Origin of the sequence: Nocardia sp. NPDC057663, from assembly GCF_042799895.1 — a bacterium.
Lineage (GTDB): Bacteria > Actinomycetota > Actinomycetes > Mycobacteriales > Mycobacteriaceae > Nocardia.
The window spans coordinates 22,865-45,846 of the sequence record NZ_JBHVHX010000006.1 but is presented as its reverse complement, the minus strand read 5'-3'; the positions used below and the strand labels follow the sequence as shown (position 1 = coordinate 45,846).

24 protein-coding genes are annotated in these 22,982 nt (G+C 66.1%); 7 read left to right on the top strand and 17 right to left on the bottom strand.

Going from position 1 to position 22,982, the window contains the following annotated elements:
- Positions 1 to 68: 68 nt before the first annotated feature.
- The 7 genes from ACFVAV_RS15765 to ACFVAV_RS15735 form a co-directional block, all read right to left on the bottom strand.
- Positions 69 to 1,187: an NAD(P)H-dependent flavin oxidoreductase gene (locus ACFVAV_RS15765; RefSeq protein WP_379035456.1), complete on the bottom strand. Its 1,119-nt coding sequence runs from the start codon at positions 1,185 to 1,187 to the stop codon at positions 69 to 71.
- 43 nt (positions 1,188 to 1,230) lie between these two features.
- A complete protein-coding gene (locus tag ACFVAV_RS15760; RefSeq protein ID WP_379035454.1) occupies positions 1,231 to 2,589 on the bottom strand; it encodes a wax ester/triacylglycerol synthase family O-acyltransferase in 1,359 nt (452 codons plus the stop codon).
- Between the two features lie 203 nt (positions 2,590 to 2,792).
- Positions 2,793 to 3,593, bottom strand: a complete 801-nt coding sequence (locus ACFVAV_RS15755; protein ID WP_379035451.1) for a hypothetical protein — start codon at positions 3,591 to 3,593, stop codon at positions 2,793 to 2,795.
- Between the two features lie 137 nt (positions 3,594 to 3,730).
- Complete coding sequence (locus tag ACFVAV_RS15750; protein WP_379035449.1) at positions 3,731 to 5,416, bottom strand: cutinase family protein; 1,686 nt, start codon at positions 5,414 to 5,416, stop codon at positions 3,731 to 3,733.
- Between the two features lie 233 nt (positions 5,417 to 5,649).
- Entirely contained in the window at positions 5,650 to 6,078 is a 429-nt protein-coding gene (locus ACFVAV_RS15745; RefSeq protein ID WP_379035447.1) for a hypothetical protein, read from the bottom strand.
- A gap of 56 nt (positions 6,079 to 6,134) precedes the next feature.
- Positions 6,135 to 6,830, bottom strand: a complete 696-nt coding sequence (locus tag ACFVAV_RS15740) for a DUF2637 domain-containing protein (RefSeq protein WP_379035445.1) — start codon at positions 6,828 to 6,830, stop codon at positions 6,135 to 6,137.
- A gap of 170 nt (positions 6,831 to 7,000) precedes the next feature.
- Complete coding sequence (locus ACFVAV_RS15735; protein ID WP_379035443.1) at positions 7,001 to 7,996, bottom strand: 1-aminocyclopropane-1-carboxylate deaminase/D-cysteine desulfhydrase; 996 nt, start codon at positions 7,994 to 7,996, stop codon at positions 7,001 to 7,003.
- A gap of 107 nt (positions 7,997 to 8,103) precedes the next feature.
- Between ACFVAV_RS15735 and ACFVAV_RS15730 the strand changes: the two genes are divergently transcribed.
- Entirely contained in the window at positions 8,104 to 9,351 is a 1,248-nt protein-coding gene (locus ACFVAV_RS15730; RefSeq protein WP_379035441.1) for a serine hydrolase domain-containing protein, read from the top strand.
- A 3-nt stretch (positions 9,352 to 9,354) separates the two neighbouring features.
- Complete coding sequence (locus ACFVAV_RS15725; RefSeq protein WP_379035439.1) at positions 9,355 to 10,137, top strand: class I SAM-dependent methyltransferase; 783 nt, start codon at positions 9,355 to 9,357, stop codon at positions 10,135 to 10,137.
- 10 nt (positions 10,138 to 10,147) lie between these two features.
- On the opposite strand, the gene ACFVAV_RS15720 is transcribed toward ACFVAV_RS15725, so the two are convergent.
- The 3 genes from ACFVAV_RS15720 to ACFVAV_RS15710 all read right to left on the bottom strand — a co-directional run bounded on the left by ACFVAV_RS15720 (position 10,148) and on the right by ACFVAV_RS15710 (position 11,601).
- Positions 10,148 to 10,480: an SHOCT domain-containing protein gene (locus tag ACFVAV_RS15720; protein ID WP_379035436.1), complete on the bottom strand. Its 333-nt coding sequence runs from the start codon at positions 10,478 to 10,480 to the stop codon at positions 10,148 to 10,150.
- A gap of 12 nt (positions 10,481 to 10,492) precedes the next feature.
- Entirely contained in the window at positions 10,493 to 10,924 is a 432-nt protein-coding gene (locus tag ACFVAV_RS15715) for a DUF6325 family protein (RefSeq protein ID WP_379035434.1), read from the bottom strand.
- A gap of 83 nt (positions 10,925 to 11,007) precedes the next feature.
- Positions 11,008 to 11,601: a TetR/AcrR family transcriptional regulator gene (locus tag ACFVAV_RS15710; protein ID WP_379035432.1), complete on the bottom strand. Its 594-nt coding sequence runs from the start codon at positions 11,599 to 11,601 to the stop codon at positions 11,008 to 11,010.
- 322 nt (positions 11,602 to 11,923) lie between these two features.
- Here ACFVAV_RS15710 and ACFVAV_RS15705 point away from each other — a divergent pair, with 322 nt between their 5' ends.
- From ACFVAV_RS15705 to ACFVAV_RS15690, 4 genes are all read left to right on the top strand, one after another.
- A complete protein-coding gene (locus ACFVAV_RS15705) occupies positions 11,924 to 12,790 on the top strand; it encodes an SDR family NAD(P)-dependent oxidoreductase (protein ID WP_379035430.1) in 867 nt (288 codons plus the stop codon).
- 34 nt (positions 12,791 to 12,824) lie between these two features.
- Positions 12,825 to 13,718: a LysR family transcriptional regulator gene (locus ACFVAV_RS15700; RefSeq protein ID WP_379035428.1), complete on the top strand. Its 894-nt coding sequence runs from the start codon at positions 12,825 to 12,827 to the stop codon at positions 13,716 to 13,718.
- A 122-nt stretch (positions 13,719 to 13,840) separates the two neighbouring features.
- Positions 13,841 to 14,386, top strand: coding sequence for a dihydrofolate reductase family protein (locus ACFVAV_RS15695; RefSeq protein ID WP_379035426.1), 546 nt, complete (start codon positions 13,841 to 13,843; stop codon positions 14,384 to 14,386).
- A 33-nt stretch (positions 14,387 to 14,419) separates the two neighbouring features.
- Positions 14,420 to 14,995, top strand: a complete 576-nt coding sequence (locus ACFVAV_RS15690) for a dihydrofolate reductase family protein (RefSeq protein ID WP_379035424.1) — start codon at positions 14,420 to 14,422, stop codon at positions 14,993 to 14,995.
- Positions 14,996 to 15,279: 284 nt separating this feature from the next.
- Here the strand turns inward: ACFVAV_RS15690 and ACFVAV_RS15685 are convergent, their stop codons facing one another.
- The 7 genes from ACFVAV_RS15685 to rpsF form a co-directional block, all read right to left on the bottom strand.
- Entirely contained in the window at positions 15,280 to 15,978 is a 699-nt protein-coding gene (locus ACFVAV_RS15685; RefSeq protein ID WP_379035422.1) for a HEAT repeat domain-containing protein, read from the bottom strand.
- Positions 15,979 to 16,049: 71 nt separating this feature from the next.
- A complete protein-coding gene (locus ACFVAV_RS15680) occupies positions 16,050 to 17,231 on the bottom strand; it encodes a Fic family protein (RefSeq protein WP_379035419.1) in 1,182 nt (393 codons plus the stop codon).
- Positions 17,232 to 17,318: 87 nt separating this feature from the next.
- Positions 17,319 to 19,055 (bottom strand): replicative DNA helicase, encoded by a 1,737-nt coding sequence (dnaB, locus tag ACFVAV_RS15675; RefSeq protein WP_379035935.1) that lies wholly within the window; start codon positions 19,053 to 19,055, stop codon positions 17,319 to 17,321.
- A 673-nt stretch (positions 19,056 to 19,728) separates the two neighbouring features.
- Positions 19,729 to 20,181 (bottom strand): 50S ribosomal protein L9, encoded by a 453-nt coding sequence (rplI, locus tag ACFVAV_RS15670; RefSeq protein ID WP_365045223.1) that lies wholly within the window; start codon positions 20,179 to 20,181, stop codon positions 19,729 to 19,731.
- Between the two features lie 17 nt (positions 20,182 to 20,198).
- On the bottom strand, positions 20,199 to 20,450 hold the full coding sequence (gene rpsR, locus ACFVAV_RS15665) for a 30S ribosomal protein S18 (RefSeq protein ID WP_019050001.1): 252 nt from the start codon (positions 20,448 to 20,450) through the stop codon (positions 20,199 to 20,201).
- A gap of 31 nt (positions 20,451 to 20,481) precedes the next feature.
- Positions 20,482 to 21,042 carry a single-stranded DNA-binding protein gene (locus tag ACFVAV_RS15660; RefSeq protein WP_379035417.1) on the bottom strand — a complete coding sequence of 187 codons (561 nt, stop codon included), beginning with the start codon at positions 21,040 to 21,042 and terminating at the stop codon, positions 20,482 to 20,484.
- Positions 21,043 to 21,136: 94 nt separating this feature from the next.
- Positions 21,137 to 21,424 carry a 30S ribosomal protein S6 gene (gene rpsF, locus ACFVAV_RS15655; protein ID WP_022565973.1) on the bottom strand — a complete coding sequence of 96 codons (288 nt, stop codon included), beginning with the start codon at positions 21,422 to 21,424 and terminating at the stop codon, positions 21,137 to 21,139.
- A gap of 169 nt (positions 21,425 to 21,593) precedes the next feature.
- On the opposite strand from rpsF, the gene ACFVAV_RS15650 reads away from it, so the two are divergent.
- Positions 21,594 to 22,979 (top strand): glycosyltransferase family 87 protein, encoded by a 1,386-nt coding sequence (locus ACFVAV_RS15650; RefSeq protein ID WP_379035415.1) that lies wholly within the window; start codon positions 21,594 to 21,596, stop codon positions 22,977 to 22,979.
- The last annotated feature ends 3 nt before the right edge of the window (positions 22,980 to 22,982 follow it).

Sequence of the window (22,982 nt, the reverse complement as noted above, 5' to 3'; positions counted from 1 at the left end):
TTCGACGCTTCGACCGGCGTCGCCTGCGGGCGGGCGCGGCCGGTGGCTACCGGCCGGCGCCCGGCCGGTCAGCCGTTGAGCTTGGTCAGCCGGTCGTAGGCGGTGACGTACTCCTCGACCAGCCGGTTGACCACGTCGGCGCTGCGCTCGATCTTGTTCATCATGCCGACCACCTGGCCGACCGGATTGAAGTTCACGTCCTTGGCGGCCTCGGGGTAGCGGTGTCCGCGCTTCACGCCGTCGAGGGCGACCATCATCTGCAGCGGCATCGGCAGCGGGTCGGGGTTCTCGGTGTCCTCCCACGCGTCGGTCCAGTCGTTGCGCAGCATGCGGCACGGCTTGCCGGTCCAGGAGCGCGAGCGGATGGTGTCGTGGCTGGTGGCCTCGAGGTAGGTGTCCATCTGCGCCGGCGGCACGTTGGCCTCCTCGACGGTCAGCCACAGCGAGCCGGTCCACGCGCCCGCCGCGCCCATCGCCAGCGCGGCCGCGACCTGCGCGCCGTTGCCGATGCCACCGGCGGCCAGCACCGGCGTATCGCCGATCGCCTCGATGACCTGCGGCCACAGCACCAGCGAGGACACCTCGCCGCAGTGCCCGCCGCCCTCGGTGCCCTGGCACACCACGAAGTCCAGCCCGGCCGCCTTGTGGTTCATGGCGTGCTTGACCGAGCCGCAGAGGGCGCCGATCACCCGGCCGGAGTCCTGGATGCGCTTGACGACGTCCTCGGGCGGGGTGCCGAGCGCGTTCGCGACCAGCTTCGCCTTCGGGTGGTTCAGGATCACGTCGACCTGCGGGCCCGCGGTGGTCGCGGTCCAGCCCAGCAGCTCGTTGTGGTGCTCACCGTCGGGCAGCGCGGGCACGCCGTGGTCGGCCAGGATCTTCTGGGCGAAGTCGCGATGGCCCTGCGGAACCATCTGCGCCAGCTGTTTTTCCAGCTGCTCGGGGGTCAGGCCTTCGACGCCCTTGCCCTCGTACTTCGACGGGATGACCAGGTCGACGCCGTAGATGCCGTTGACGTGCTCGTCGAGCCAGGCCAGCTCCACTTCGAGCTGTTCGGCGGTGAAGCCGACGGCGCCGAGCACGCCGAGTCCGCCCGCGTTGCTCACCGCTGCCACGACATCGCGGCAGTGCGTGAAGGCGAAGATGGGGAACTCGATGCCGAGTTGTTCGCAGAATTCGGTACGCATACCGAACTGTAACACGTTCTAGTTTGCCCGATAAGGGCCAATTTCAGACGGCCGCGGCCTCCAGCTCGGTCAGCGCATCCTCCAGGTGATCAAGCAGTCGATGCAGGTCGGGCAGGGTGCGGCGGCAGCCGACCAGTCCGAAATCGAGGTTGTCGCCGTTGGAGGTGAGGGTGATGTTCACGGCTTGGCCGTCCAGCGGGATGGACAGCGGGTAGCTCGCGTCCAGGCGCGAGCCGTTCCAGTACAGCGGCTCACGCGCGCCCGGCACATTCGAGATGACGATGTTGAACGGCGGCGTCGCCATCGAGGCGAAACCGGGCAGCAGCATCGCCGCCATCGGACTCAGCATCACCCCGGCGACCGCGAGCGTCTGGGCGGGCGTCAGCGAGCGGTAGACCTCCTTGTTGCGCCGCGTCGACTCGCTCACCACCCGCAGCCGCTCCAGCGGATCGGCGATATCGGTGCCCAGATTGCACAGCAGCGCCGCGATCTTCACGCCCTGGGTGTCGGTGTCGTCCTCGTCGCGCAGCGACATCGGCACCATCGCGATCATCGGCTTGTCCGGCAGCGCGTCGCGCTCGAGCAGATAGGCGCGCAGCGCGCCCGCCGACATCGCCAGCACCACATCGTTGACGGTGGTGCCGGTCGCTTTCTTCACCTGCTTGACCCGGTCCATCGACCAGGTGCGCACCACGCACTTGCGGGCGCCGCCGATCGGCACGTTGAACAGGGTGCGCGGCGCCTCGAACGGCAGCGTCAGCTGCTGCTGCAGCAAGCCGGTGCGGGTCGCCCGCATCAGCGCGGCGGTCGAGGAACCCGCCGAGCCGAGGTTGCCGAGCAGGCCGTCCAGCCGGGAACGATGCGCGCGCGGCTCCTCGGCGCGCTGCTTGCGCGGCAGGTTCCACGGCGTCTTGATCTCGGTCGCGAACGGGTCGGTGGTGAGCGTGCGCCGCAGTAATCGCTGCGCGGACACACCGTCGATCAGCGAGTGGTGCATCTTCGAGTACAGCGCGAACCGGCCGTCGGCCAGGCCCTCGACGAAGTGCATCTCCCACATCGGGCGGTGCCGGTCGAGCAGGGCGCTGTGCAGCGTCGAGGCGTGATCGAGGAGCTGCTCGATCCGGCCCGGCGCGGGGAGCGCACTGCGCTGCACGTGGTAGTCCAGGTCGACCTCGTCGTCCTGGGTCCAGGCCAGCTGGGGCGCGCCGAGCCAGGTGGCCGGGCGCTTGCGGAAGGTCGGCCGAAAGGTCTTGTCGGCGAGCAAGGCGTCGCGGAACTCGCGCAGATAGTCCGGGCCCGCGTCCTCCGGCGGTTCGAACAGCTGCAGTGAGCCCACATGCATCGGGTGTTCACGGGATTCCGCGAGCAGGAACAGCGCATCCAACGGCGCGATGAACTCCATCACAAATCGCCCCCTGACGAGAGTGGTTCGGTGCAAGTCTTCAGACAATCGACCACGCTGTCGGGTCGGCAACGCGACGCATCGCGTGCCGCCCTCCAAGTTACCCGGGCGTTCGGTGTCGCGTCAGCTGAACGGCCACACCATCCGTCCGCACCCGGCCGCGCTCGGCAGAAACCAGCGGCCTCGGCAGGATTCGGCTGCGGTCAGACCTGGGCGGGCTCGGCCTGCCGGGCCTCGACCACGTCCTCGACGACCTCGACCGCGCGTAGTTCGGCGGTCTGCTCCTCGATCTCCTGCTCGAAAGCCGCGTCCTCGACGGGTGTTTCGTCGACCGGCTCCGCGACCGGCTCGGCCACCGGCGGCGCGGGCGCCGGAACCGGCGGGACCGCAGGGCCTTTCGTAGCGATGTCGATTCCGAGTTCGATCCGGGTCGTCTCCACCAGTGCCCGCTCCTGCTCGGCGGCATGGCGCATCGCCTTCTGCCACAGCGAGGCCATCTCCTCGAGCTCCTCGACCGTGGCCTCCACATCGATGTGCAGCTTCAGCCGCTGCATGGTGATGTGCTGGGCGGCGGTGAGGGTGCGCAGCAGGTCCTCGCACTTGTTCGGAATCCGGCGGTGCGCCACGACCCGCAATCGAGTCAGCATGCCGTTCGGGCGATCCCAGATCACCTTGTGGATCTGCGCGCCGACGCTGTCGATCTCCTCCGGGGTGACGAGATCCCATTCCCCGCAGCTGGTCAGATCGGCGCGCACCGAGGCCGAGGTCTCCAGGATCGAGGCGACCGCGGCGAGCACCGCCTCCCGGCGCCACGCCTCGTGATCGCGCTGGTCACCCACCATGTTCGACAGCTCGACATTGCGCTGTGCGGCGTCGAGTGCCTGCCTGCCGCGCTCGTCGGCCGCCGCGATGCCCTCGCGGTGGGTGCGGTTGTTGGCGATGACACCGACCAGAACTGCGGCGGCGACGACGAGCGAACCGAGGAGTGGGAGCCACTGAGTCACCCGCCGATCATTGCACCGAGGCACCGCACAGTCACCATGATCGGCGCGTTGCCTGGCGATGTCGCACGGAGTGTCGGTGCTGAGAAACGACAATCCCCGGTGGGCAGCGTGGCCCACCGGGGATTGTTCGGTCTCGATCAGTTCGTCGGAGCCGGGGTGGTGGTCGTCGGCTCGACGGTCGTGGTCGGCGCCACCGTGGTGGTGCTCGGTGCGGGCGCCGCCGTGGTGGTCGTCGGCTCGGGCGCCGCGGCCTGGTTCGTCGCCGGTTCCTGAGCCGGCGCGGGCGTCGTGGTCGACGGCGTCGTCGTGGACGGGGCGACCGTCGTGGACGAGGTGGTCGTGGTCGTGCCCGCCTTCGACGTGGTGGTCGGCGACGTCGTCTTGGCGGCGGTCGTCGACTTCGACGTCGTGGTGGTCGGCGCCACCGCGGTGGTGGTCGTGGCCGGCTTCGTCGGCGCTGCCAGCGCGGCGGTCACATCGGCATCGCTCGGCGCCGCCTTGGTGTCCACCGTCTCGCCCGCCTGCGCCTGCTTGGCCAGGTGTGTCAGCCACGCCGCCGCGTACTCGGCCGAGGTCAGCGGCTTGCCGTTGGCGGCGTCGGAGTCACGCCAGTAATCGAAGTGATGACCGGTGCCGTTCGGGCCGAGGGTCAGCTGGTACGGGTCGCTCATCGCCACCGGGATGGTGTTCTGGTTCGTCACGATCAGCCCGACGATCTCGTTGAACACCTTCTGCGGCAGGTACGCCAGCGGCGAGATCTGCTCACCGGCGATGGTGTCGACCTTGGCGGGCGCCTTCGACTCGCCCGGCTTGTAGTCCGGGTCCGACACCTTCAGCAGCACGTCGAGGAAGGTCTCGTCGCTGGCCATCCAGTTCGGGTTCGCGGCGATGTCGGAGAAGGCCGCCATCGCGATCCGGCCGAGGGTGAACGCCATGTCCTGGCCGGTGGCGGGGGTGAGCCCGTCGCGCTGCAGGTCGTCGACGTTGATCTGCCTGCCGACATTGGCGGCCAGCTGCAGCAGGGAGATGTTCTCCGGCGCCGCGCAGGTGAGGTCGCCCTCGGAGCAGAACGAGGCGATCTTGCCGTTGAGCGCACCGAAGCCGCCGCCGGTGGTCACACCCTGGCCCGAGATCGGCTTGGTGCCGTTCTGGTACTTCTGGTCGAAGTTGTCCGGGTTGGCGAACGGGTCCTCGGCGCCGATGAAGGTGCCGTCCCCGGCCTTGCGACCGGCGTCGGCGAACATCACCACGCCGAGCACGTCGTCGGGATCGACGACCGAGTAGCCGTCGGCGGGGTTGTCGTTGCCGATCCCCTCCGCGACGCGGCGCACCACGTCGGCGCCTTCGCTGTAGCCGACGATGGAGAACTTGGTGTCCGGGCAGGCGGCGGAGATCTCGCGCATCACCTGCTGGGTGTTGGCGACGCCCTGGTTGACCGCGTCCTCATAGGTCCGCATGTCCGCCGGGTAGGCGATGTAGATCGCCGCGTACTGGCCCTCCGCCAGGTCGTCACGCGGCGCGTTCACCACCGGGTCGACCCACACGCTGCTGTGATCGCCCGACAGCGCCGCGGGCAGCGGGTTGCCGTTGGCGTCGAGGAGCATCGCCGTGGTCCCCTCGACCGGGGTGTCGTTGCGACCGGCCACCGAGATGGTCACCATCTCGCGGCACTCGGTGACGGAGGTGGTCAGCTGGTAGGTGGGGGACTCGGGCTGCGACGTCACCGCGAACGACGCGGCGACGATGGCCGCGACACCCAGCGCCGCCGGTGCCGCGACAGCCGAAGCGATGCGATGTTTCGCAAGGAACTCGCGCAGATTCATATTCTGATCCCGTTCGAATGACCTACAGGTGGGCAGGCCCCCCGACGGGCCGTTTGTCACGACCTTTGTCGTCCCACCCAGCAAGATCGTTACTGGCGCGAACAGGAATCATTGCCCCTGGTTCCGGGGGCGCCCGGCCTGGCCGCCGGGTCTCACGTACCGGTCCTACCTCCCAGCCCGGAAACATTCGGTGACCGGAACGTCTCCGGGGTGGGCGGATTCTCGGTGGTAGGTCAGCCTATTCCGCTTCCGTTCGTCACCGGATGGTCCGCCATACCCTCGGGCAGCCATTGGGTGTGCGCGAGCGCTTCGAAAACGCAGATCAACAGCAATTTCCGGCCACGCTGTCCGCCGCTGAGCTCGGGTTCGGCAGATGTTTCCTGACCGCGCACGCCGGCCGCGGCGCCGCGCCGTGGTCCCGGCTCGGACAGCATCCAGAACAGTTCCGGCCCCATCAGGGTCGAGCGACCACCGGTCTCGATAAACCAGCGTCCGGAGTATTCGATCATCAGATCCGTGAATGCTTCCGCGTTGCCGATCGCTTCGGTCAGCTGGGTCATCGAACCCGATCGATCCAGGCTGCTCTGAATGATCGAAGCCAATCGGATCGCGAGTTCCCGGAACTGTTCCAAACCTTGGTCCTGCCACACTGTCATCGCCATTTTCTGCTCCCTCGAGTGGTGGTGGGGTGACTGCGAACGTCGAGCGGCGTGCATCGTCAGAAACGTATTCCGGTCGTAGTGAACTGGGGTCCGTCGATGACATCCACGGTCGTCGGCCAGTGCGGCGATCCGACACCGGTGGTCTGCCGTCTGGTGAACAGTGGCCCGGTGTTGTCGAGCGGGTAGACCTTCGGCACCTCCACCTCCACCTCCACCTCGACGGGTGCGACGGTGGGCTCCGGTTCCGTTGCCTCGTCACTATATTCAGCCGAGACCTGCCGGCCGCGTTCCCAGAGCATCAGCGTGAGATGCACGGCGAACAGCATCGTCAACGGCATGCCGGCGTAGATCGCCATCGCCACGACACCGCCACCGATCTCGCTGGCATACTGAATATTTCCGGAAACAGAAATCAAGGTCGAGAAGGCGAACAACACGGTCGCATACCACCAGCCCGCACTCCATTGCCGGAACGAGGCGGTGGCGATGATAGAAGCGACGACCAACCCGTCGATGGCGATCGGCACATTCGCCGCTAGTTCGGGCGGTACCAGATTTCGTATCGATAGATCATGTAAAGCGGCGAAAGACATTTGAAACGAATTGACGGCCACCACTGCCGTAACAATCAGTGATGCGTGCGCAGTCCGGGGTCTGAACGAACTCAACCGGCTGATAAAGCGCCGATGCCCGCGCGACGTGTCCGGTCGCACAGTGTCACCTGCAGGTACCGCAGCTGTGATCGTGGTCATAGCCGGGGAGATTACAGTGGCGACCTCTCGGCAACTCGACCGCCCGGTCCGGGTGTTCGGCTTCGTTCCCCGCCTGCCGAGAGCCGCCCTGGCTATCGCCATTGTCCCAGCGCGGCAGCCTCGTCGCCGTACCTGGCTACCGCTGCCCGGACGCGCGCTGGAGGCCTTCGCTACCGAGGTCCGTTGGTGTTCAGAAAGACGACAGGGCCGCTACCCAGCTCACCGTCGGCATCGAGGGCGAGCGTCGCCGCCATGGCCTTCGCGGTGTAGACGGGCTCGAGAATCAGGCCCGCGTCGGCGGCGAGCGCGTGGGCGCGCTCACCCTGCTCGGTGGGGTGACCGTAGCCCGCACCGAGTTGGTCCTCGACAAGGAGCAGTCGCTCGGGCGCGAGTTCGAGCCGCGGCAGGCGTGCGCCACGCTTGCGCAGCAGAGCCTCGGTCCGCCGCGCGGACCGCAGCAGGGTGGCGGCATCCAGCCTGAGCTGATCGTTGACGACCACGCCGACCACCCTGGTCGGCAAACCCGCGAGCTCGAGCCCGAGCAGCAGCCCGGCCGCGGTCCCACCCGATCCGATCGCGGTGACGATATGCGTCGGTTCCGGCACCACACCCGCGGCGACCTGATCGGCCAGCTCCAACGCAGCCTCGACGTACCCGAGCACACCGACCGTCGACGACCCACCCGCGGGCAGCAGATACGGAAGCTTGCCGCCTGCCGAATGCCTCGCGAGAAGGTAGGGCACAGCGGCGATCGTGCGCGCCTTCGTGTGCGTGAAATGCAGGGTGGCACCGCTACGTTCGAGCCGCTCGAGCTGAGCGCGCACATGCTCGTCGAGCGGCTGATCGACCAGCGCCAGCGCCGTTTTCAGCCCATATTCCCTCGCGTACAACGCAGTAGCGAGCCCCCAGTTCGTCCCCAGCCCACCGACGGTGAAGATCGTCCGCCGCCCCCGCCGCAGCGCATCGGGAATCAGCCACTCGAGCTTGCGAACCTTGTTCCCACCCCACCCACCGTCCCCGAAGACCCCATCGTCCTTGAGCCACAACTCCGCCGTCCCCGCGGAAAGCCCGGAAAGCGGACGCACCGGAGTCGGCCCCGAGCCGAGCCGGTTGTGCGGCACCGTGTTCCGCAACTCTTCGAACCGTTCGTGTAGCAACGCAGTCATGCTCGCCCACTCTTCCCGATCAGCCGCGTAGCATCGGCTGTTCGGTCGATTCACATTTCGGAGGACGCCAGGGCAGTCGAGTTTCCAGGTAACCAGGAAGGTGACCAATGTCCGTTTCTCGGAACGTTCTGGTGTTCGTCTGCACACTGGGTCTGCTGGCGGCGGCATGCTCATCGAACGAGACTGCGCAGGAATCCGGATCGACCACGGGCACACAGGCAGAGGCCATCATGAAGATCGTCGACGACTACATGACCGAGGCGCACCTGAAGTCGGTGATCGTGCGCGTGACGGTCGACGGGAAAGAGATCGTCACCGCGGCCAGGGGCGAATCCATGACGGGCGTGCCCGCCACCACCGCGATGCATTTCCGCAACGGCGCCGTCGCGATCTCCTACGTGTCGACCCTGCTGTTGATCCTGGCCGACGAGCGGACACTGAGCCTCGACGACAAGCTCTCGAAATACCTGCCCGACATTCCCAACGCGGACCGGGTGAATCTTCACCAACTCGCGCAGATGACCTCGGGCTATCACGATTTCGTGCTCGGGAACACGAAATTCGCGGAGATCGCCTACGCGGATCCGTACAAGGCGTGGACCACCCAGGAGCAACTCGCTCTCGCGATCGATGACCCCCTGTGGTTCGAGCCCGGAACCAATTGGGCCTACGCGCACACCAACTACGTACTCCTCGGGTTGGCGCTGGAGAAGGTCACGGGTAAGACGCTCGCGGATGCCCTGCAGGAGAAGGTTCTCGGCCCGCTCGACCTGAAGAACACCGAGCCGAACCTCACGCCCTTCATCCCCGAGCCGGTCCTGCACTCCTTCACCTCGGAACGGCGCGAGTACTTCGAATTGGCGCCCGACGTTCCGTTCTACGAGGAATCGACCTACTGGAATCCGTCGTGGACGCTCAGTCACGGTGCTATCCAGACGAGCGACATCTACGACCTGGAACGAAGTGCCGCCGCCATCGGCAGCGGCGAACTGCTGTCCGAGGAGTCGTACCGGGCGATGACGACGACGGACCTGCGCGGGAAGACGACAACAGTCCCCGGTTGCGTCAACTGCCGGCCGCTCGACGATTTCCAGACCTATGGTCTCGGACTGTGGCTCACCGGCGACTGGTCCTACCAGAACCCGCTGTTCTACGGCGGTGCCGCGGTCAACGCCTACCTGCCGTCGGAGAAGATCGCGATCGCGGTTGCCGTCACCTATCAGCCCCAGGCGTTCAGCGCGACGGGTGGCTACTCGAATGGCGGTGACGCGCTGTTCCGCAAGATCGGTGCCTACCTAGCCCCGAACGACGCCCCGCCGGTCAAGCAGGATGTTCCGCCGCAGGGCGGGTCGTAGCCGATGGCCGACTGGGACGGCGCAGGCTATGCCCACATCAGTGGACTCCAGCGCGCGATGGCGACCGACGCTGTGGAGTCCGTCTCGGTCGCGGGTGCTGAGCACGTGCTCGACGTGGGTTGCGGCGACGGCTATGTGACTCGCCTGATCGCGGCGCGGGTGCCCGGTGGTTCCGTGCTCGGTATCGATCCGTCGCCGCGGATGATCGAGGCCGCCCGCACGGCCGACGACCAGCTCGCGAACGTCGACTTCGGCGTCGGCGATGTCACGACCATGGCCTTCACCCGCGACTTCGACCTCGTGGTCTCGTTCAACGCACTGCACTGGGTTGTCGACCAGGAGACCGCCTATCGGCATATCGCCGCGGCACTCGCACCCAGCGGACGGGTGCTCGTGCAGTATGTCTGCGGCGGGCCTCGCCCGAGCATCGAGAACGTCGCGATGGCGGTCGCCGGTGACGTGCGTTGGTCGGCGGCGTTCACCGGGTTCGCGCGCCCCTACGTGCATATCGAACCCGGCGCGTTGACCTCGATCGCGGCGAGTGCCGGCCTCGGGGTCACCGCGCAATCCGTGACCGACCGGGAATGGGACTTCGGCTCACGCGAGGCCTTCGCCCGGTGGTGCACGGTCGGGTTCGCGGACTGGACCGCCCGTTTGCCCGCCGCCGACGTCCCCGACTTCGTGGACGAGGTCGTCGACCGCTACGAAGCCGTCGTCGGCCGGCCGGGGCTGTTCCGATTCCTGCAGTTGCGCGCCGAGCTGTCGCGGCGGGTATGGAATTCCTGACTCAGCTGGTTCAGGCCAGCAGTTTCGTTTTCGCCGCGGCGAACTCCGCATCCGTCAGCGCGCCTGCCTGATGCAGTTCGCTGAGCTTGGTCAGCTCGGCGACCATATCCACTCCGCCGGCCGGTGGTGGGGGAGCAGGGGGCGGCGGGGCCGCGTAAACCGGCGCCTGTGCCTGCTGGGGCACAGCCTGCTGTTCGGCGTAGGCCTGTTGTTCGGCTGCCCGCCTGCGTGCCCTGCTGTTGACGGCGTTGGAGGTAGCGGTTGCCGTTCCCGCGACGACCGCGGTCCGCGCAACGGTGCCCAGCAGACCCGGTCGGCCGGCGCGACCCATCCGAAGCGGCATGTCGATTCCTCTCTAGGACTTCGCCGCCGCGGCTATCGCGGCGTCGACGGCATCGCGTGGCACCTGAACATGCAGGGTGACTTCGCCCTTCGCCGCGTGGACCGCGGCGGACAAGCGCCTCGCCCAGGTTTCCTCGAAGACCAGCACCAGCGCGGTCGACCCCGGCTGCATCGACGAACGGACCACATCGAGGTCGTCGTCGCTGACCAGGTCGATATCGGCCGCGGTCAACCCGGTCAGTCCGACCTCGGCCAGATCGTCGTCGATCTCGAGTTCGGTCACCGCGCCCGCCAGGTCCATCGACATCACGACCAGGTCGAGCAGCGTCACCCGGCCGTCGCCGACGACCTGGGCAAGCGCGTCGGTGACCGCCGCGTCGACCGCGGTACCGGGGAAAGTGAGCACGAGGAACTCGACCGGACCCAGCATTGGTGTTGATCCCATGGCCGAATCGTGCCCCGATCCAGCGCCACGCGCCTCACCCGAATCGGGTGAACAACGCGGTCCGGTGTCCCTGGTCAGTCGCGCTAGGCGAATCCGTGTAGGACGCCGTCGACGAGGGCGTCGGCGAAGGCGTCGTCGAGGGTTGTCGAGTGCAGTAGCCAGCGTTGGGTCAGGGGGCCGTAGAGCATGTCGATGACGAGGGTGAGGTCGGCGTCGGGGCGTAGTTGACCAGCGTGCTGGGCGCTGCGCAGCCGGGTGAGTATCGCTTGGTGGGTGGGCTGTTGCAGCTTTTCCTGATAGAGCGCGGCCAGGGCGGGGTCGGCGATGATCTCGATCATCAGGGCGCGGATCGGGGCGCTGAACGATGGGTCGGCGAATTCGGCAGTGGTGGCGCGGAGTACCGCTTTCAAGTCCCTGGTCAGGTCGCCGGAGTCCGGTAGTTCGATGCCGGTTCCCTCGGCGCTTTCGCTGGCCGCCAGCAAGGCGTCGAGGACAACGGCGCCTTTGGATTCCCACCATCGGTAGATGGTCTGCTTGCCGACGCCGGCGCGGGCGGCGATCGATTCGATGGTCAATTTCGCGTAGGGGACCTCGCCGAGCAGGTCGCGGGTGGCGTCGAGGATCGCGATGCGAGAGCTCTCGCGACGGCGTGGCTGGGCGGGCGTTCGAGGGGGCATGACACGGATTCTAACAAGACGACACGTCTCGTCTTGACAAGTTGGCGGGCTTGATGCAGAGTTCTATCCATCAACGAGACGCAACGTCTCGTTCCAGAAGGGGGAGTGCTCATGACCCGCGCACATACCGGCACAGTCGATCCGGCCTGAGCAACCACTCCACGATCCTCCGCAAGGACTTCCGCGCGGTCGCCGAGGCCGTCCGCGAAACGGTCGTACGGGCACCCGCAGCGCGCTGACGGCCCGCCGCGGCTCCGTTCACCGAGTTGGGGTCTGCTGACCGATGCTGAAGAGTTGCTCATCCACACGAAAGGAATTTCCGTTGCCCAGAACCTGGTTCATCACCGGCGCCAATCGCGGTCTCGGCCGCGCGTTCACCGTCGCGGCCCTGGCCGCGGGCGACACCGTCGTCGCGACCGCTCGCGACCCGCACACCATGTCCGACCTCGCCGACGCACGACTCACGGTGCTGCCCCTCGACGTACGTGACCGCGATCAGGTATTCGCCACGGTGGCTAAGGCATTCGATGTCACCGGCCGCATCGACGTTCTCGTCAACAACGCCGGCTACGGACTCGTCGGCGCGCTCGAGGAACTGACCGAAACCCAGATCCGCGACCAGATGGACACCAACTTCTATGGCGCCCTGTGGGTTTCCCAGGCCGCGCTCCCGTATCTGCGCGCGCAGGCGTCCGGCCACATCGTGCAGATCTCGACCGTCGGCGCGGTCGGCTCACTGCCGCTGTTCAGCATGTACAACGCCAGTAAGTGGGCCCTCGAAGGGTTCAGCGCCTCCCTCGCCGACGAACTGCGCCCCTTCGGCATCAAGGTCACCCTCGCCCAGATGGGCGGGTTCGACACCGACTGGGCCAAGTCGAGCATGAAGTTCGCCGACGGCATCCCGGCGTATTCCGCGGTCCGCGAAGCCATTCTCGGCATGCCGGACTACCCGGACATGTCGGCTCTGGCCCCGGCTGCCGATGACACCGCGACCGAACCAGCAGCCGACAACGAATGGGTCGAAGCCGCACCGGAAGTCGCCGCCGCAGGCCTGCTGGCCCTCGTCGACGACCCGAACCCGCCGCTGCGCAAGATCATCGGACCCGGCGCGCAGCAGATGGTCGCCATGGCCCTCGACGCCCGCCGCCAGGACTACATCACCGACCCCGAATTCACCTGGCCCGCCTGACCGTGCGAGGCCGCTGCACGAATGGCGGATAGGCATGCTGGAACGTCTCGAACTGGAGGCTTTTCTCACCCTCGCCGAAGAATTGCACTTCGGCAGGACGGCGCAGCGGCTCCGCGTGACGACGAGTCGGATCAGCCAGACGATTCAGAAGCTGGAGCGCCGCATAGGCGCACCATTGTTCGAGCGCAACAGCCGCATCGTGCGGCTCACACCGCTCGGCAAGCAGCTGCGCGACGAGCTGCGGCCCGCCTATGACCAGATCTCGGCCAGCGTCATCGCGGCGAGCCGTGGCCGTTGCGTCGAACAGGCCATCACGGTGGGGTTCTCCGCGCCGTGGTGCGGGAATCTGGTCGTGCGGGCGGCGGATGCCTTCCGGATCCGCTATCCGAACGCCGTTGTCGAAATCGAGGAGATCCAGCTGGTCGACCCGCTCGGCCGCATGCGTTCGGGCGCAGTGGATCTGCAGCTCACCGAATTCCCGATCGTCGAACCGGATATCACCACGGGTTCGATCATGTTCTCCGAACCGCGTGGACTGATGGTGCCCGAAGGGCATTCGTTCGCGGTGCGGGAATCGGTGTCGATGGAGGATCTGGCCGACGCGACACTGGTCACCATCGCCGACGAACGCGTTCCGCGCTACTGGATGGACTACTACTTTCCGCGGCGGACGCCATCGGGGCGGCCGATACCACAGGGTCCCGCTACGAACTTCTGGCCCGAGGTGCTGGTTCACGTCAGTCAGGGCATCGGTGTCAGTACCGTCGCGCTACGGGCCGAAGACTTCTATACCCGGCCGCACCTGGTCTTCGTGCCCTTCCACGACGCGCCCCCGATCGACTACGGCCTCCTGTGGCCCGCCGCGGGAAAGAACCTGCTCGTGCAGCCGTTCCTGGAGACAATCGCCGAGGCCGCCGGATCACAGTGACGGGCATGCGCGCGCTCATCGTTGAATGTCGCTTAGCGATGCGTTGTCGAAATACCGCTTGTCCGGCGGCTTTCGGGTGGCGATGCTGAGCGGACATCCACTCAGCATCCGAAAGGTTGTCCATGCGCAAGATCATCGAATCCACCTTCGTCACGACCGACGGGGTTGTCGGCGAGCCACACGAGTGGGGTGGGCCGTACTGGGATGCCGAGCACAGCGAGTACGCGTCCGAGCTGCTGTTCGCCTCCGATGCGCTCCTGCTCGGCCGGGAAACCTATGCGGGATTCGCGCAGGTGTGGCCTACTCGCCCCGCAGATGATCCGTATGCGGCCCGGATCAACGCCATGCCCAAATATGTCGCGTCCCGCACCCTCGCGCAGCAGGACGCGACCTGGAATGCCACTGTCCTGCAAGGAGATATCGTCGACGCGGTGCGCGCTCTCAAGGCGGAGGACGGCCGTGACATTCTCAAGTTCGGCACGGGGTCGCTGTCGCACGCGTTGCTCGACGCCAAACTGGTCGACGAATACCACTTCTGGATCTTCCCGGCTATCGCGGGCGCGGGTGAGCGGCTCTTCGAGGGCTACGCGAACCTCACCCACCTCGAATTGCTCGGGACGACTACCTTCAAATCCGGCATCGTCGTGCACCGTCTGGCCCCGCGCTGATATCAGCGCCGCTTTCCCATCGCAGGAGGAATTGTGACACGTGAACTGGTCTACACGGGCTTCATGTCGCTCGACGGCGTAGTGGACTCGCCGGGCGGCAAGGAGGAAGGGCACCGCAGCGGCGGCTGGGTGATGGACACCGAATTCATCCCCGAGGCCTTCTCGCTCAAGGGTGAAGAACTCGCCGACACGACCGCACTGATGTTCGGCCGGCGCAGCTACGAGGCGTTCGCCCCGTTCTGGCGCGACTCCGCGGATCACGCCGCGTACAAGGAGCTTCCCAAGTACGTGGTCTCGACCAGCCTCACCGACGACGCCCTGATCGAGGGATGGGGTCCGATCACGATCCTGCGATCGATCGACGACATCGCCGCGCTGAAGCACACCGAGGGTGGTGCCATCTTCATCCACGGCAGCGCCGAGCTGGCCCGGCGCCTGTCGGACGCCGATCTGATCGACCGGTACAACCTGCTCGTGTTCCCGGTGCTGCTCGGCGCGGGCAAGAGCCTGTTCAGCAGGGCCGACCGGGACAAGCAGCAGCTGCGCCTGCGAGATTCCGCGACGTACTCCAACGGAGTGGCCAAGCTCGTCTACGACGTCGTGCGCTGAGCAGGATCGAGGCCCTTCGTAGCCTGACCTGCCTCAGGATGACAGACCTGGGGCCTGCGGACTTCATCCCAACATTCTGGAAACCACAGGTTCCAGTCTCGGCGTCCCAACATTATTCGCGTCTGTCCCAACACCACCGCTGTCGGTGACTGCCAGCGACGTATCGTCGACGGCCACCATTCCATGCCTGGCACGCTAATCATTGTCGCGCGCCGACATGGCGGTCCCGCTGATCAGGCCGCCGCGACCGCCACCAGCCGAGACGCGATCCAAGCCCCTCAAACTCAGTCCGGCAGTTTCTCCAACGCACGGACAGCCGCCTTGCGTACGGACGGCGCCCGATCCTGGACGAATGGCTCGATCAGTCGGCGAACGCCGGAGGCTTTCATTTGAACCAACGCCTTGATAGCGCTACCACGCGCAATAGTGTCCAGATACCGCACCGCGACATCGCGGGACTCCGGAGTCTTCACCTTGCCCAGGTATTCGACCAGGGCGTATATGGCAGTACCCGCTGGCAATTCATCGAGCAACGCCACTAATTGGTCGAAGTGTTTCGGTCCAGCGATGAGGCGCAGACCCTCACAAGCCCAGGTCTGCATCCGTTCGGGGATCGGTGGTTCGCGGCGTACCTGCGCGATCAGGAGATCGATCGCTTCCTGGTTGCCCCGGGCTGCCGGATCGATGAGATTTCTGATCAACCCTGAGCGGATCGCCGAGCGGTGCTCGGTCTCGGGTCCAGGTATCCGTTCATCCAGGTTCGCCAACCAGTCGATGAAGATCGGAATCCCCTGCGGAATCGTCGCCGGCCCGTTGGCCAGATCGCCCAGCGTGTAGCAGGGCACCCCCACCGCGGCGAGGTCTTCCATGATGCGCCGGTCGAACCCCCGCTCGCCGTGCTTGTACCGAGCCGGCAGGTTGACCATCCACTCGGTGCCGCCACCCGCGCTCCCGAACGGCATCCGCGCGTATTCGATGTTCATTATGAGGTCGGCTCGCCGCGGCGGGGAATATCGCCCCTGCCCCGATTCACGCGTACCGCCTGATAGCGGCATCACCGCAGCAGGATCGCGAGCACGTCCGGTGCGGTGAATCGGCGGCCGTATGACGTATCTCCGTGTTGGCGAAGAACTCCTGCCTCGATCAGCTGTCCCACGAGGGCGTTGGCGCGCGTGTAAGTCACCTCGAGGTGACGTTCAACGTTGCGCACAGTGAAGATCGGCTGCGCGAGGGCGAAGTCGACCAGGCGCATGGCGTTTTCGGCACGCAATCCGGCCGCGCGAACCTTCTGTTTGAGGCTCTGCTGCACTCGCAGCAAGTCGGTGAGCTGGGTCGCGGTCGTGGTCGCCGCCGAGGCGACACCATCGGAGAAGAATTTGATCCAGCCATCCCAATCGCCGGTCTGGCTGACCGCGAGGAGTCGGTCATAGTACTCGGCACGCCGCGCTTCGAACCATGGAGAGACTGTCAATGTCGGTTCCGACAGGACGCCGTACTGGTGGAGCTGCAGGACTATGAGGAGGCGACCGATGCGGCCGTTGCCGTCGTTGAACGGATGCAGGGTTTCGAACTGATAGTGCGCCATCCCGGCCATGACGAGGGGATCGATCTCGTCGTTGGGTTGGGTGACCCAACCGATGAAGTCACGAACCTTGGCTTCGAAGTCGATACCGGGTGGCGGTGGGATGAAGCGAGCATCATCGACTCGAGCGCCGGCATGGCGGCCGATCACGACCTGCGAGGTACGTAATCGCCCAGCTTGCTCGGTATCCGAGGTCGTGCTTCGGACGAGGATTCGCTGCAGGGACTCCAATAGCCCCACAGTGAGAGGCCGACCATCCTCAATCCATCGAAACGCATGCTCGGCGGCAAAGACGTAGTTGAACACCTCGCGCACAGCCGCGTCGTCGGGTTGTTCGGCAGTGTCGACTCCGAGCACGTCTTCCAGCGGTGCGAACGTTCCCTCGAGTGCCGACGTGCTCTGGGCCTCTTGCCGAAGGGTCGGTTGTCGGAGCAGTGCCGGGTTGGGGAGTTGGCGAGCGGAGGCATCGAGGGCAGCGAGCGCGGCTCGGGCCCGGGCGATGGCGTTGAAAGTCGGGACGCTCAACTCTGGGGTGTCGTCCGGCAAGCTGTTGGGCACGAAGGCGACATGTGACCACGCGCCCCATCGCGGGTCGGTCCCACCGATCGGCACAAGGACACCCGTTGGGCTGTTAGCGAACATTTCAGAGCGCATAATGCAAGCTTACCGTTGTTTTACTTACATTTGATGTGGACATGCTCGTCGAAATGTAAGCCACTGGGTGGCTGCTGCTGGCTGACGTCAGCCGCGGGCCATGTCCACAAACCGGCTCAGGTGCAGCTGGTGGGCGACGGTGATAGTGGCGGTGGGGCCGTTACGGTGCTTGCCGACGATGAGGTCGGCTTCGCCACCGCGTGGGTCGTCGCGTTCGAAGGCGTCGGGGCGGTGCAGCAGGATGACCATGTCGGCGTCCTGTTCCAGCGATCCACTTTCGCGAAGGTCGGAGACCATGGGCCTCTTGTCCGTTCGCTGTTCCGGACCACGGTTCAGCTGCGAGATCGCGATCACCGGAACTTCAAGTTCCTTGGCGAGCAGCTTGAGGTGTCGGGAGAATTCCGAGACTTCCTGCTGCCGGGATTCGACCTTCTTGCCGGAGCTCATCAGCTGGAGGTAGTCCACCACGACGAGCTTCAGATCATGGCGTTGCTTGAGCCGCCGTGCCTTGGCACGAATCTCCATCATGGTCAGGTTCGGGGAGTCGTCGACGAACAGCGGCGCTTCGCTGATCTCGCTCATCCGCCGTGCGAGTTTGGTCCAGTCGTCGTCGCTCATCCGACCGGAGCGCATGTCACCGAGTTTGATCTTCGCCTCGGCAGAGAGCAGACGCATGACGATCTCGGTGCGACTCATCTCGAGGGAGAAGATGACGCTCGCCATGCCGTGCTTGATCGAGCAACTCCGCATGAAGTCCATGCCGAGCGTCGAGTTGTGGGTGGGCACCAGGGAACGGCCTGCCAAGTACATGTGGTCGGAATTGTCGACCTCCACGCAGCGGACCGGCAGCGGATCGATCTTGCGCACGTCGACGATCTGGCGTGCTTCGGAACGGGCGGTGCGTGGCACGGCGTGCGCGAAGTGATCGCGGGGTGTGCGCAGGCTGTGCGCGATCTCCCCGGTGGTGCGTACTACTGGATGTGGCGCGAGCGTCGGGGCCAGTGTCGTCCACTGGTGTTCTTCGTCGGCGATGAGCACCGTGCCGTCGGAGAACTCGACCTCGTAGCAGGGCCGGTCGGTCATGACTTCGGTGGTCGCCACGACACGGGTCGCACGCCCGTCAGGTCCGAGTAGTTCGTCGCCGACCTGAATCTCACCCATCGTGGTCCAGCCGCGAGGCGTCGGCAGCGGGGTGTCCAGCGCCAGCGCCTTACCCACACCAGGTCGAGCCGCGACGATGATCATCTGCCCTGCGTGCAGGCCGTTGGTGAGTTCGTCGAGTTCGGTGAAGCCGGTGGGGACGCCCAGGGAGATGCCGCCGCGGGAGGCGATGGAGTCGATTTCGTCCATGGTGGGCTGGAGGAGTTCTTCCAGCGGGGTGAAGTCTTCGGTGGTGCGGCGCTCGGTGACCTCGTAGATCTCGGCCTGGGCGCGGTCGACTACCTCGGCGACGTCCTGGCCGTCGGCGCCCGCGTAGCCGAACTGGACGATGCGGGTGCCCGCTTCGACCAGCCGGCGCAGGATGGCCTTCTCGGCGACGATCTCGGCGTAGAAGCCGGCGTTGGCGGCCGTCGGGACGGTCTGGGTGAGGGTGACCAGGTAGGGCGGGCCGCCGATGCGCTTGAGTTCGCCGCGGCGGTCGAGACCGGCGGCGACGGTGACGGGGTCGGCGGGTTCGCCGCGGCCGTACAGGTCGAGGATGGTGTCGTAGACGGCCTGGTGGGCGGGGCGGTAGAAGTCGCCGGGGCGCAGCACCTCGACCACGTCAGCGATGGCGTCCTTGCTCAGCAGCATGCCGCCGAGGACGGACTGCTCCGCGGCCATGTCGTGCGGAGGCTGGCGGCCGAAGTCCTCGCCGGGGGGTTCGGGCGGGAAGTCGGTATGCGCGCGGTCACCGGTGGTAGTCACCAGAATCGACCGTCCTCTCTGCCCGCCAAGACCGGGGTTTCACATCGATGAACTCGTTGTACTCCCGGGCACCGACACGGATGTCAGCAATCGGTCGCCTGCGTGATTCCCGGGGTCGCGCGCAGGGCAATGCGACGAACCTAGGCGACGTTTCCGGGCGCCGCCAACCCGATATGTGCACACAACTGTGGATAACTTGGGGGTAGTTCACCCAGTGTTGTGCAGCTCCTGTGGACAACGTGGGGAAAACCCAGGTCGGTGCGGTGGAACGCCCTGCTAGGCCCCGTTTTACCCAACTATCCACCTGTGGATGAAAGAAGTTCCGGCGTGTCGGTCAAGGTGAACGGCCGGGCGTGTTGGGTAAACAGCGATGGTGCACGGTATGACTGGAGTCACAAATCTGTCGGTCGGTTTCCGCAGTCATCCACAGGCTGAATAACCGGAGGTCAGCGAATTGCCGACCGTCGGCCGCCTGTAGTGACCTGCACAGGGTCGATCGTCGGCTATCATCCAGTTATCGCGATTTCCACCGTAAAAAGGCAACGAGAAACCACCCCCGTGCCGAACACGGGGGTGGTTCTCAGCGAACTCAGTTCGCGGCAACCTCGAGGTTGAACTTGGCAGCCACATCGGGGTGCAGGTGCACCACGATGCCGTGCTTGCCGGTCGCCTTGATGTGCGACTTCGGCAGCTCGATGCTGCGCTTGTCCACCACGGGGCCACCGGCAGCCTTGATGGCGGCGGCGACATCGGCGGTGGTGACCGAACCGAACAGCTTGCCGCTGTCGGCGGTCTTCACGGCCAGCGAGACCGCGGCGAGGCCCTCGATGGCCTGCTTCAGCTCGTTGGCGTGATCGAGGTCGCGCACCTTACGGGCGTCCTGCGCCCGGCGGATGCCCTCGACCTGCTTCTGGGCGCCACGGGTGGCCACGATGGCCAGACCGCGGGGCAGCAGGTAGTTGCGGCCGTAGCCGTCCTTGACCTCGACGAGATCGCCCGGGGCACCGAGGTTGTCGACATCAGCGGTGAGGATGAGCTTCATCTGTCTGACTCCCTTTCTCAGCGAGCGGTCGACACGTAAGGCAGCAGGGCCACCTCACGCGAGTTCTTGACGGCGACAGCGATATCACGCTGGTGCTGGACGCAGTTGCCGGTGACGCGGCGGGCGCGGATCTTGCCGCGATCGCTGACGTACTTACGCAGCAGCGTGGTGTCCTTGTAATCGATATTGACGATTCCGGACTTGCTCTCCTTGCAGAAAGTGCAAGCCTTCTTCTTCAGCACCTTTTCGCGCGCGGGCGCTTTAGGCATGGTCTTCTCTCCGTACTATGAGTGCCGTTCCTCAGAACGGCGGTTCGTCATCCATGCGGCCGCCGCCCCCGAAGGAGCCGGCCGCGGGCGCGCTACCCCACGGATCGTCGTTGCCGGCGTTACCGCCGCCCGACTGTCCGCCGCCACTGTTGGCGCTGTAGCCGCCTGCGCTTGCACCACCACCGGCATTGCCGGAACCGCCACCGAAGCCACCGCCTCCGCCGCCGCGACCGGCCTTGGAGACCTTGGCAGTCGCGTAGCGCAGCGAGGGGCCGACCTCGTCGACCTCGAGTTCGACGACCGTGCGCTTCTCACCCTCGCGGGTTTCGTAGGAGCGCTGCTTGAGCCGTCCGCTCACGATCACGCGAGCGCCTCGGGTCAGGCTCTCGGCGACGTTCTCCGCTGCTTCACGCCAGATGTTGCAGCGCAGGAACAGGGCCTCGCCGTCTTTCCATTCGTTCGAATTGCGATCGAACACGCGGGGAGTCGAAGCGACGGTGAAATTCGCCACCGCTGCGCCCGCGGGCGTGAAACGAAGCTCCGGGTCTGCCGTCAAGTTTCCGATGACGGTGATGACCGTGTCGCCTGCCATGGGGGTTCCTCCTGCTCGGGGTGCAGTCCGCGTCTCGCTGTCGCGCTAGAGCCTAAAGATAGGCACCGACGAAAACGAGAGTTCGCTCTGCGGACTACTTGTCGTTGCGCAGAACCTTGGTGCGCAGCACCGTCTCGTTCAGGCCCAGCTGGCGATCGAGCTCGCTCACGGTGGCCGGGGTCGCGGTCAGTTCGACGACCGCGTAGATGCCTTCGGCCTGCTTGGCGATCTCGTAGGCGAGCCGGCGGCGGCCCCAGATGTCGACCTTGTCGACCTTGCCGCCCTCGGTCTTGACGACGTTGAGCAGGTTATCCAGGGACTGCCCGACGATGCGCTCGTCCAGGCTGGGGTCGAGGATGACCATCACTTCATAATGACGCACGGACCAATCACCTCCTGTGGACTAGGAAACGGCCATGGACTTTCCATGGCAGGAGGGTTCGTTGCGTCAGCAACCCGGTAAGGCTACATGAGCGGGCCCTGAGCAGCGAAATCGATCTTCTGAGCGGGTGTGCTCCGGGATCGCCGCGGCGCCGCATAATGTGGTCGGCATGACCACAGCCGACCCGCAACAGCGCGCAGCACGTGGCGCCGCGCGGGCTACGGCGCTGACGTTCCTGGTCGTGCTGTTGTGCGCGCTCACCCTCGCGATGGCCTACGCGAACAAGGCGCGGTGCGCGGGCGGCGCGATCGATGAATCCGGTCGCAGCCAGGTATTCGATGTCCGCAAGGATTCGGATGTCTGCTATTCGGATATCCAGTTCCTCTGGATCGGCCGCGATATCGACAATCACGTCTTCCCGTATATCGACGGCGGGATCACCGAGGAGGGCGCGCTCACCGGCGGCGCGGTGGAGTATCCGGTGCTCAGCGGCGTGCTCATGTGGGCGGGCGCGATCGGGGTGTCCAACGACGCGGACTTCCTGTGGCATTCGGCGCTGCTGCTCACGCCGTTCGCGCTGCTGACGGCGTGGATGCTGGCCCGGCTGGCAGGCCCGGCCGCGTTGCTGTGGGCGATCGGCCCGCCGCTGGTGCTCTACGCCTTCCACAACTGGGAACTGCCGGTCGTGTGTACCGCGGTGGCCGCGGTCGCTGTGATGTCCATACCGACCGGCCTGTCGATACGTACCCGCGGGATCATCGCCGCGGTGCTGCTCGGCATCGGGTTCTGCTTCAAGCTCTACCCGGGGATCTTCCTGCTGCCGCTCGCGGTCTACATCCTCACCGAGGGCGCGCCCCGGGACGCGCGGCGAGTGCGTGATCTGGACGTGGCGGGCGCGGCGCAGGCACTGCTGGCGGCGATGGGCACGGTGGCGGCGGTGAATCTGCCGTTCGTGGTGGCGGGCGTCGATGGCTGGCGGGCCTCGATCACCTTCCAGCAGCTGCGCCAGGCCGACATCACCACGAACTCGATCTGGTACTGGGGACATCAGCTGATCTTCGGTCGCGACGCCGAGACGACAACCACCTGGCACGACATGGTCGCCGCCGCCTCGCCCGCGCTGATCCTGGCGTCCTTCGTGCTGGCGATGTGGCTCGGCTGGCGGCGCTGGACGCCGGCCTCGCCCTTCCCGTGGGTGGGTGTGAGCGGCGCGATGCTGTGCGGATTCATGCTTTTCCACAAGGTCCACTCACCGCAGTACACCCTGTGGATAATTCCGTTCCTGGTGCTGCTGCGGGTGCCGTGGTCGCTGGTCGCGGCGTATCTGGTGGCCGACGCGGCGGTGGGGATCGGCGTCTTCCGGTACTTCTACGCGATGGGCGCCGGCGAGGGCGTCGAGCTGATGGAGGGGATCGTCCAGTTCGGTGTGTGGCTGCGTACCGCCCTGCTCATCGTGCTGTTCTTCCTGTTCCTGCGGGCCGGGCTGCGCGGTGCGGGCCGGGCCGGATCGGCCGCCGCACTCGCCGATCGACGCGACCTTCAGCCGGTCGCCTGAGAA

Bases quoted from the DNA above. Each gene is read 5' to 3' on its own strand.
- ACFVAV_RS15720 (WP_379035436.1), bottom strand. From the start codon at position 10,480: ATGCCGCTTCGGATGGGTCGCGCCGGCCGACCGGGTCTGCTGGGCACC.
- ACFVAV_RS15695 (WP_379035426.1), top strand. From the start codon at position 13,841: ATGCGCAAGATCATCGAATCCACCTTCGTCACGACCGACGGGGTTGTC.
- dnaB (WP_379035935.1), bottom strand. From the start codon at position 19,055: ATGGCCGCGGAGCAGTCCGTCCTCGGCGGCATGCTGCTGAGCAAGGAC.
- ACFVAV_RS15660 (WP_379035417.1), bottom strand. From the start codon at position 21,042: ATGGCAGGCGACACGGTCATCACCGTCATCGGAAACTTGACGGCAGAC.
- ACFVAV_RS15710 (WP_379035432.1), bottom strand. From the start codon at position 11,601: ATGCCCCCTCGAACGCCCGCCCAGCCACGCCGTCGCGAGAGCTCTCGC.
- ACFVAV_RS15725 (WP_379035439.1), top strand. From the start codon at position 9,355: ATGGCCGACTGGGACGGCGCAGGCTATGCCCACATCAGTGGACTCCAG.
- ACFVAV_RS15685 (WP_379035422.1), bottom strand. From the start codon at position 15,978: ATGAACATCGAATACGCGCGGATGCCGTTCGGGAGCGCGGGTGGCGGC.
- ACFVAV_RS15735 (WP_379035443.1), bottom strand. From the start codon at position 7,996: ATGACTGCGTTGCTACACGAACGGTTCGAAGAGTTGCGGAACACGGTG.
- rpsR (WP_019050001.1), bottom strand. From the start codon at position 20,450: ATGCCTAAAGCGCCCGCGCGCGAAAAGGTGCTGAAGAAGAAGGCTTGC.
- ACFVAV_RS15750 (WP_379035449.1), bottom strand. From the start codon at position 5,416: ATGAATCTGCGCGAGTTCCTTGCGAAACATCGCATCGCTTCGGCTGTC.
- ACFVAV_RS15740 (WP_379035445.1), bottom strand. From the start codon at position 6,830: ATGACCACGATCACAGCTGCGGTACCTGCAGGTGACACTGTGCGACCG.
- ACFVAV_RS15730 (WP_379035441.1), top strand. From the start codon at position 8,104: ATGTCCGTTTCTCGGAACGTTCTGGTGTTCGTCTGCACACTGGGTCTG.
- ACFVAV_RS15700 (WP_379035428.1), top strand. From the start codon at position 12,825: ATGCTGGAACGTCTCGAACTGGAGGCTTTTCTCACCCTCGCCGAAGAA.
- ACFVAV_RS15745 (WP_379035447.1), bottom strand. From the start codon at position 6,078: ATGGCGATGACAGTGTGGCAGGACCAAGGTTTGGAACAGTTCCGGGAA.
- ACFVAV_RS15680 (WP_379035419.1), bottom strand. From the start codon at position 17,231: ATGCGCTCTGAAATGTTCGCTAACAGCCCAACGGGTGTCCTTGTGCCG.
- ACFVAV_RS15715 (WP_379035434.1), bottom strand. From the start codon at position 10,924: ATGGGATCAACACCAATGCTGGGTCCGGTCGAGTTCCTCGTGCTCACT.
- rplI (WP_365045223.1), bottom strand. From the start codon at position 20,181: ATGAAGCTCATCCTCACCGCTGATGTCGACAACCTCGGTGCCCCGGGC.
- ACFVAV_RS15765 (WP_379035456.1), bottom strand. From the start codon at position 1,187: ATGCGTACCGAATTCTGCGAACAACTCGGCATCGAGTTCCCCATCTTC.
- ACFVAV_RS15650 (WP_379035415.1), top strand. From the start codon at position 21,594: ATGACCACAGCCGACCCGCAACAGCGCGCAGCACGTGGCGCCGCGCGG.
- ACFVAV_RS15760 (WP_379035454.1), bottom strand. From the start codon at position 2,589: ATGGAGTTCATCGCGCCGTTGGATGCGCTGTTCCTGCTCGCGGAATCC.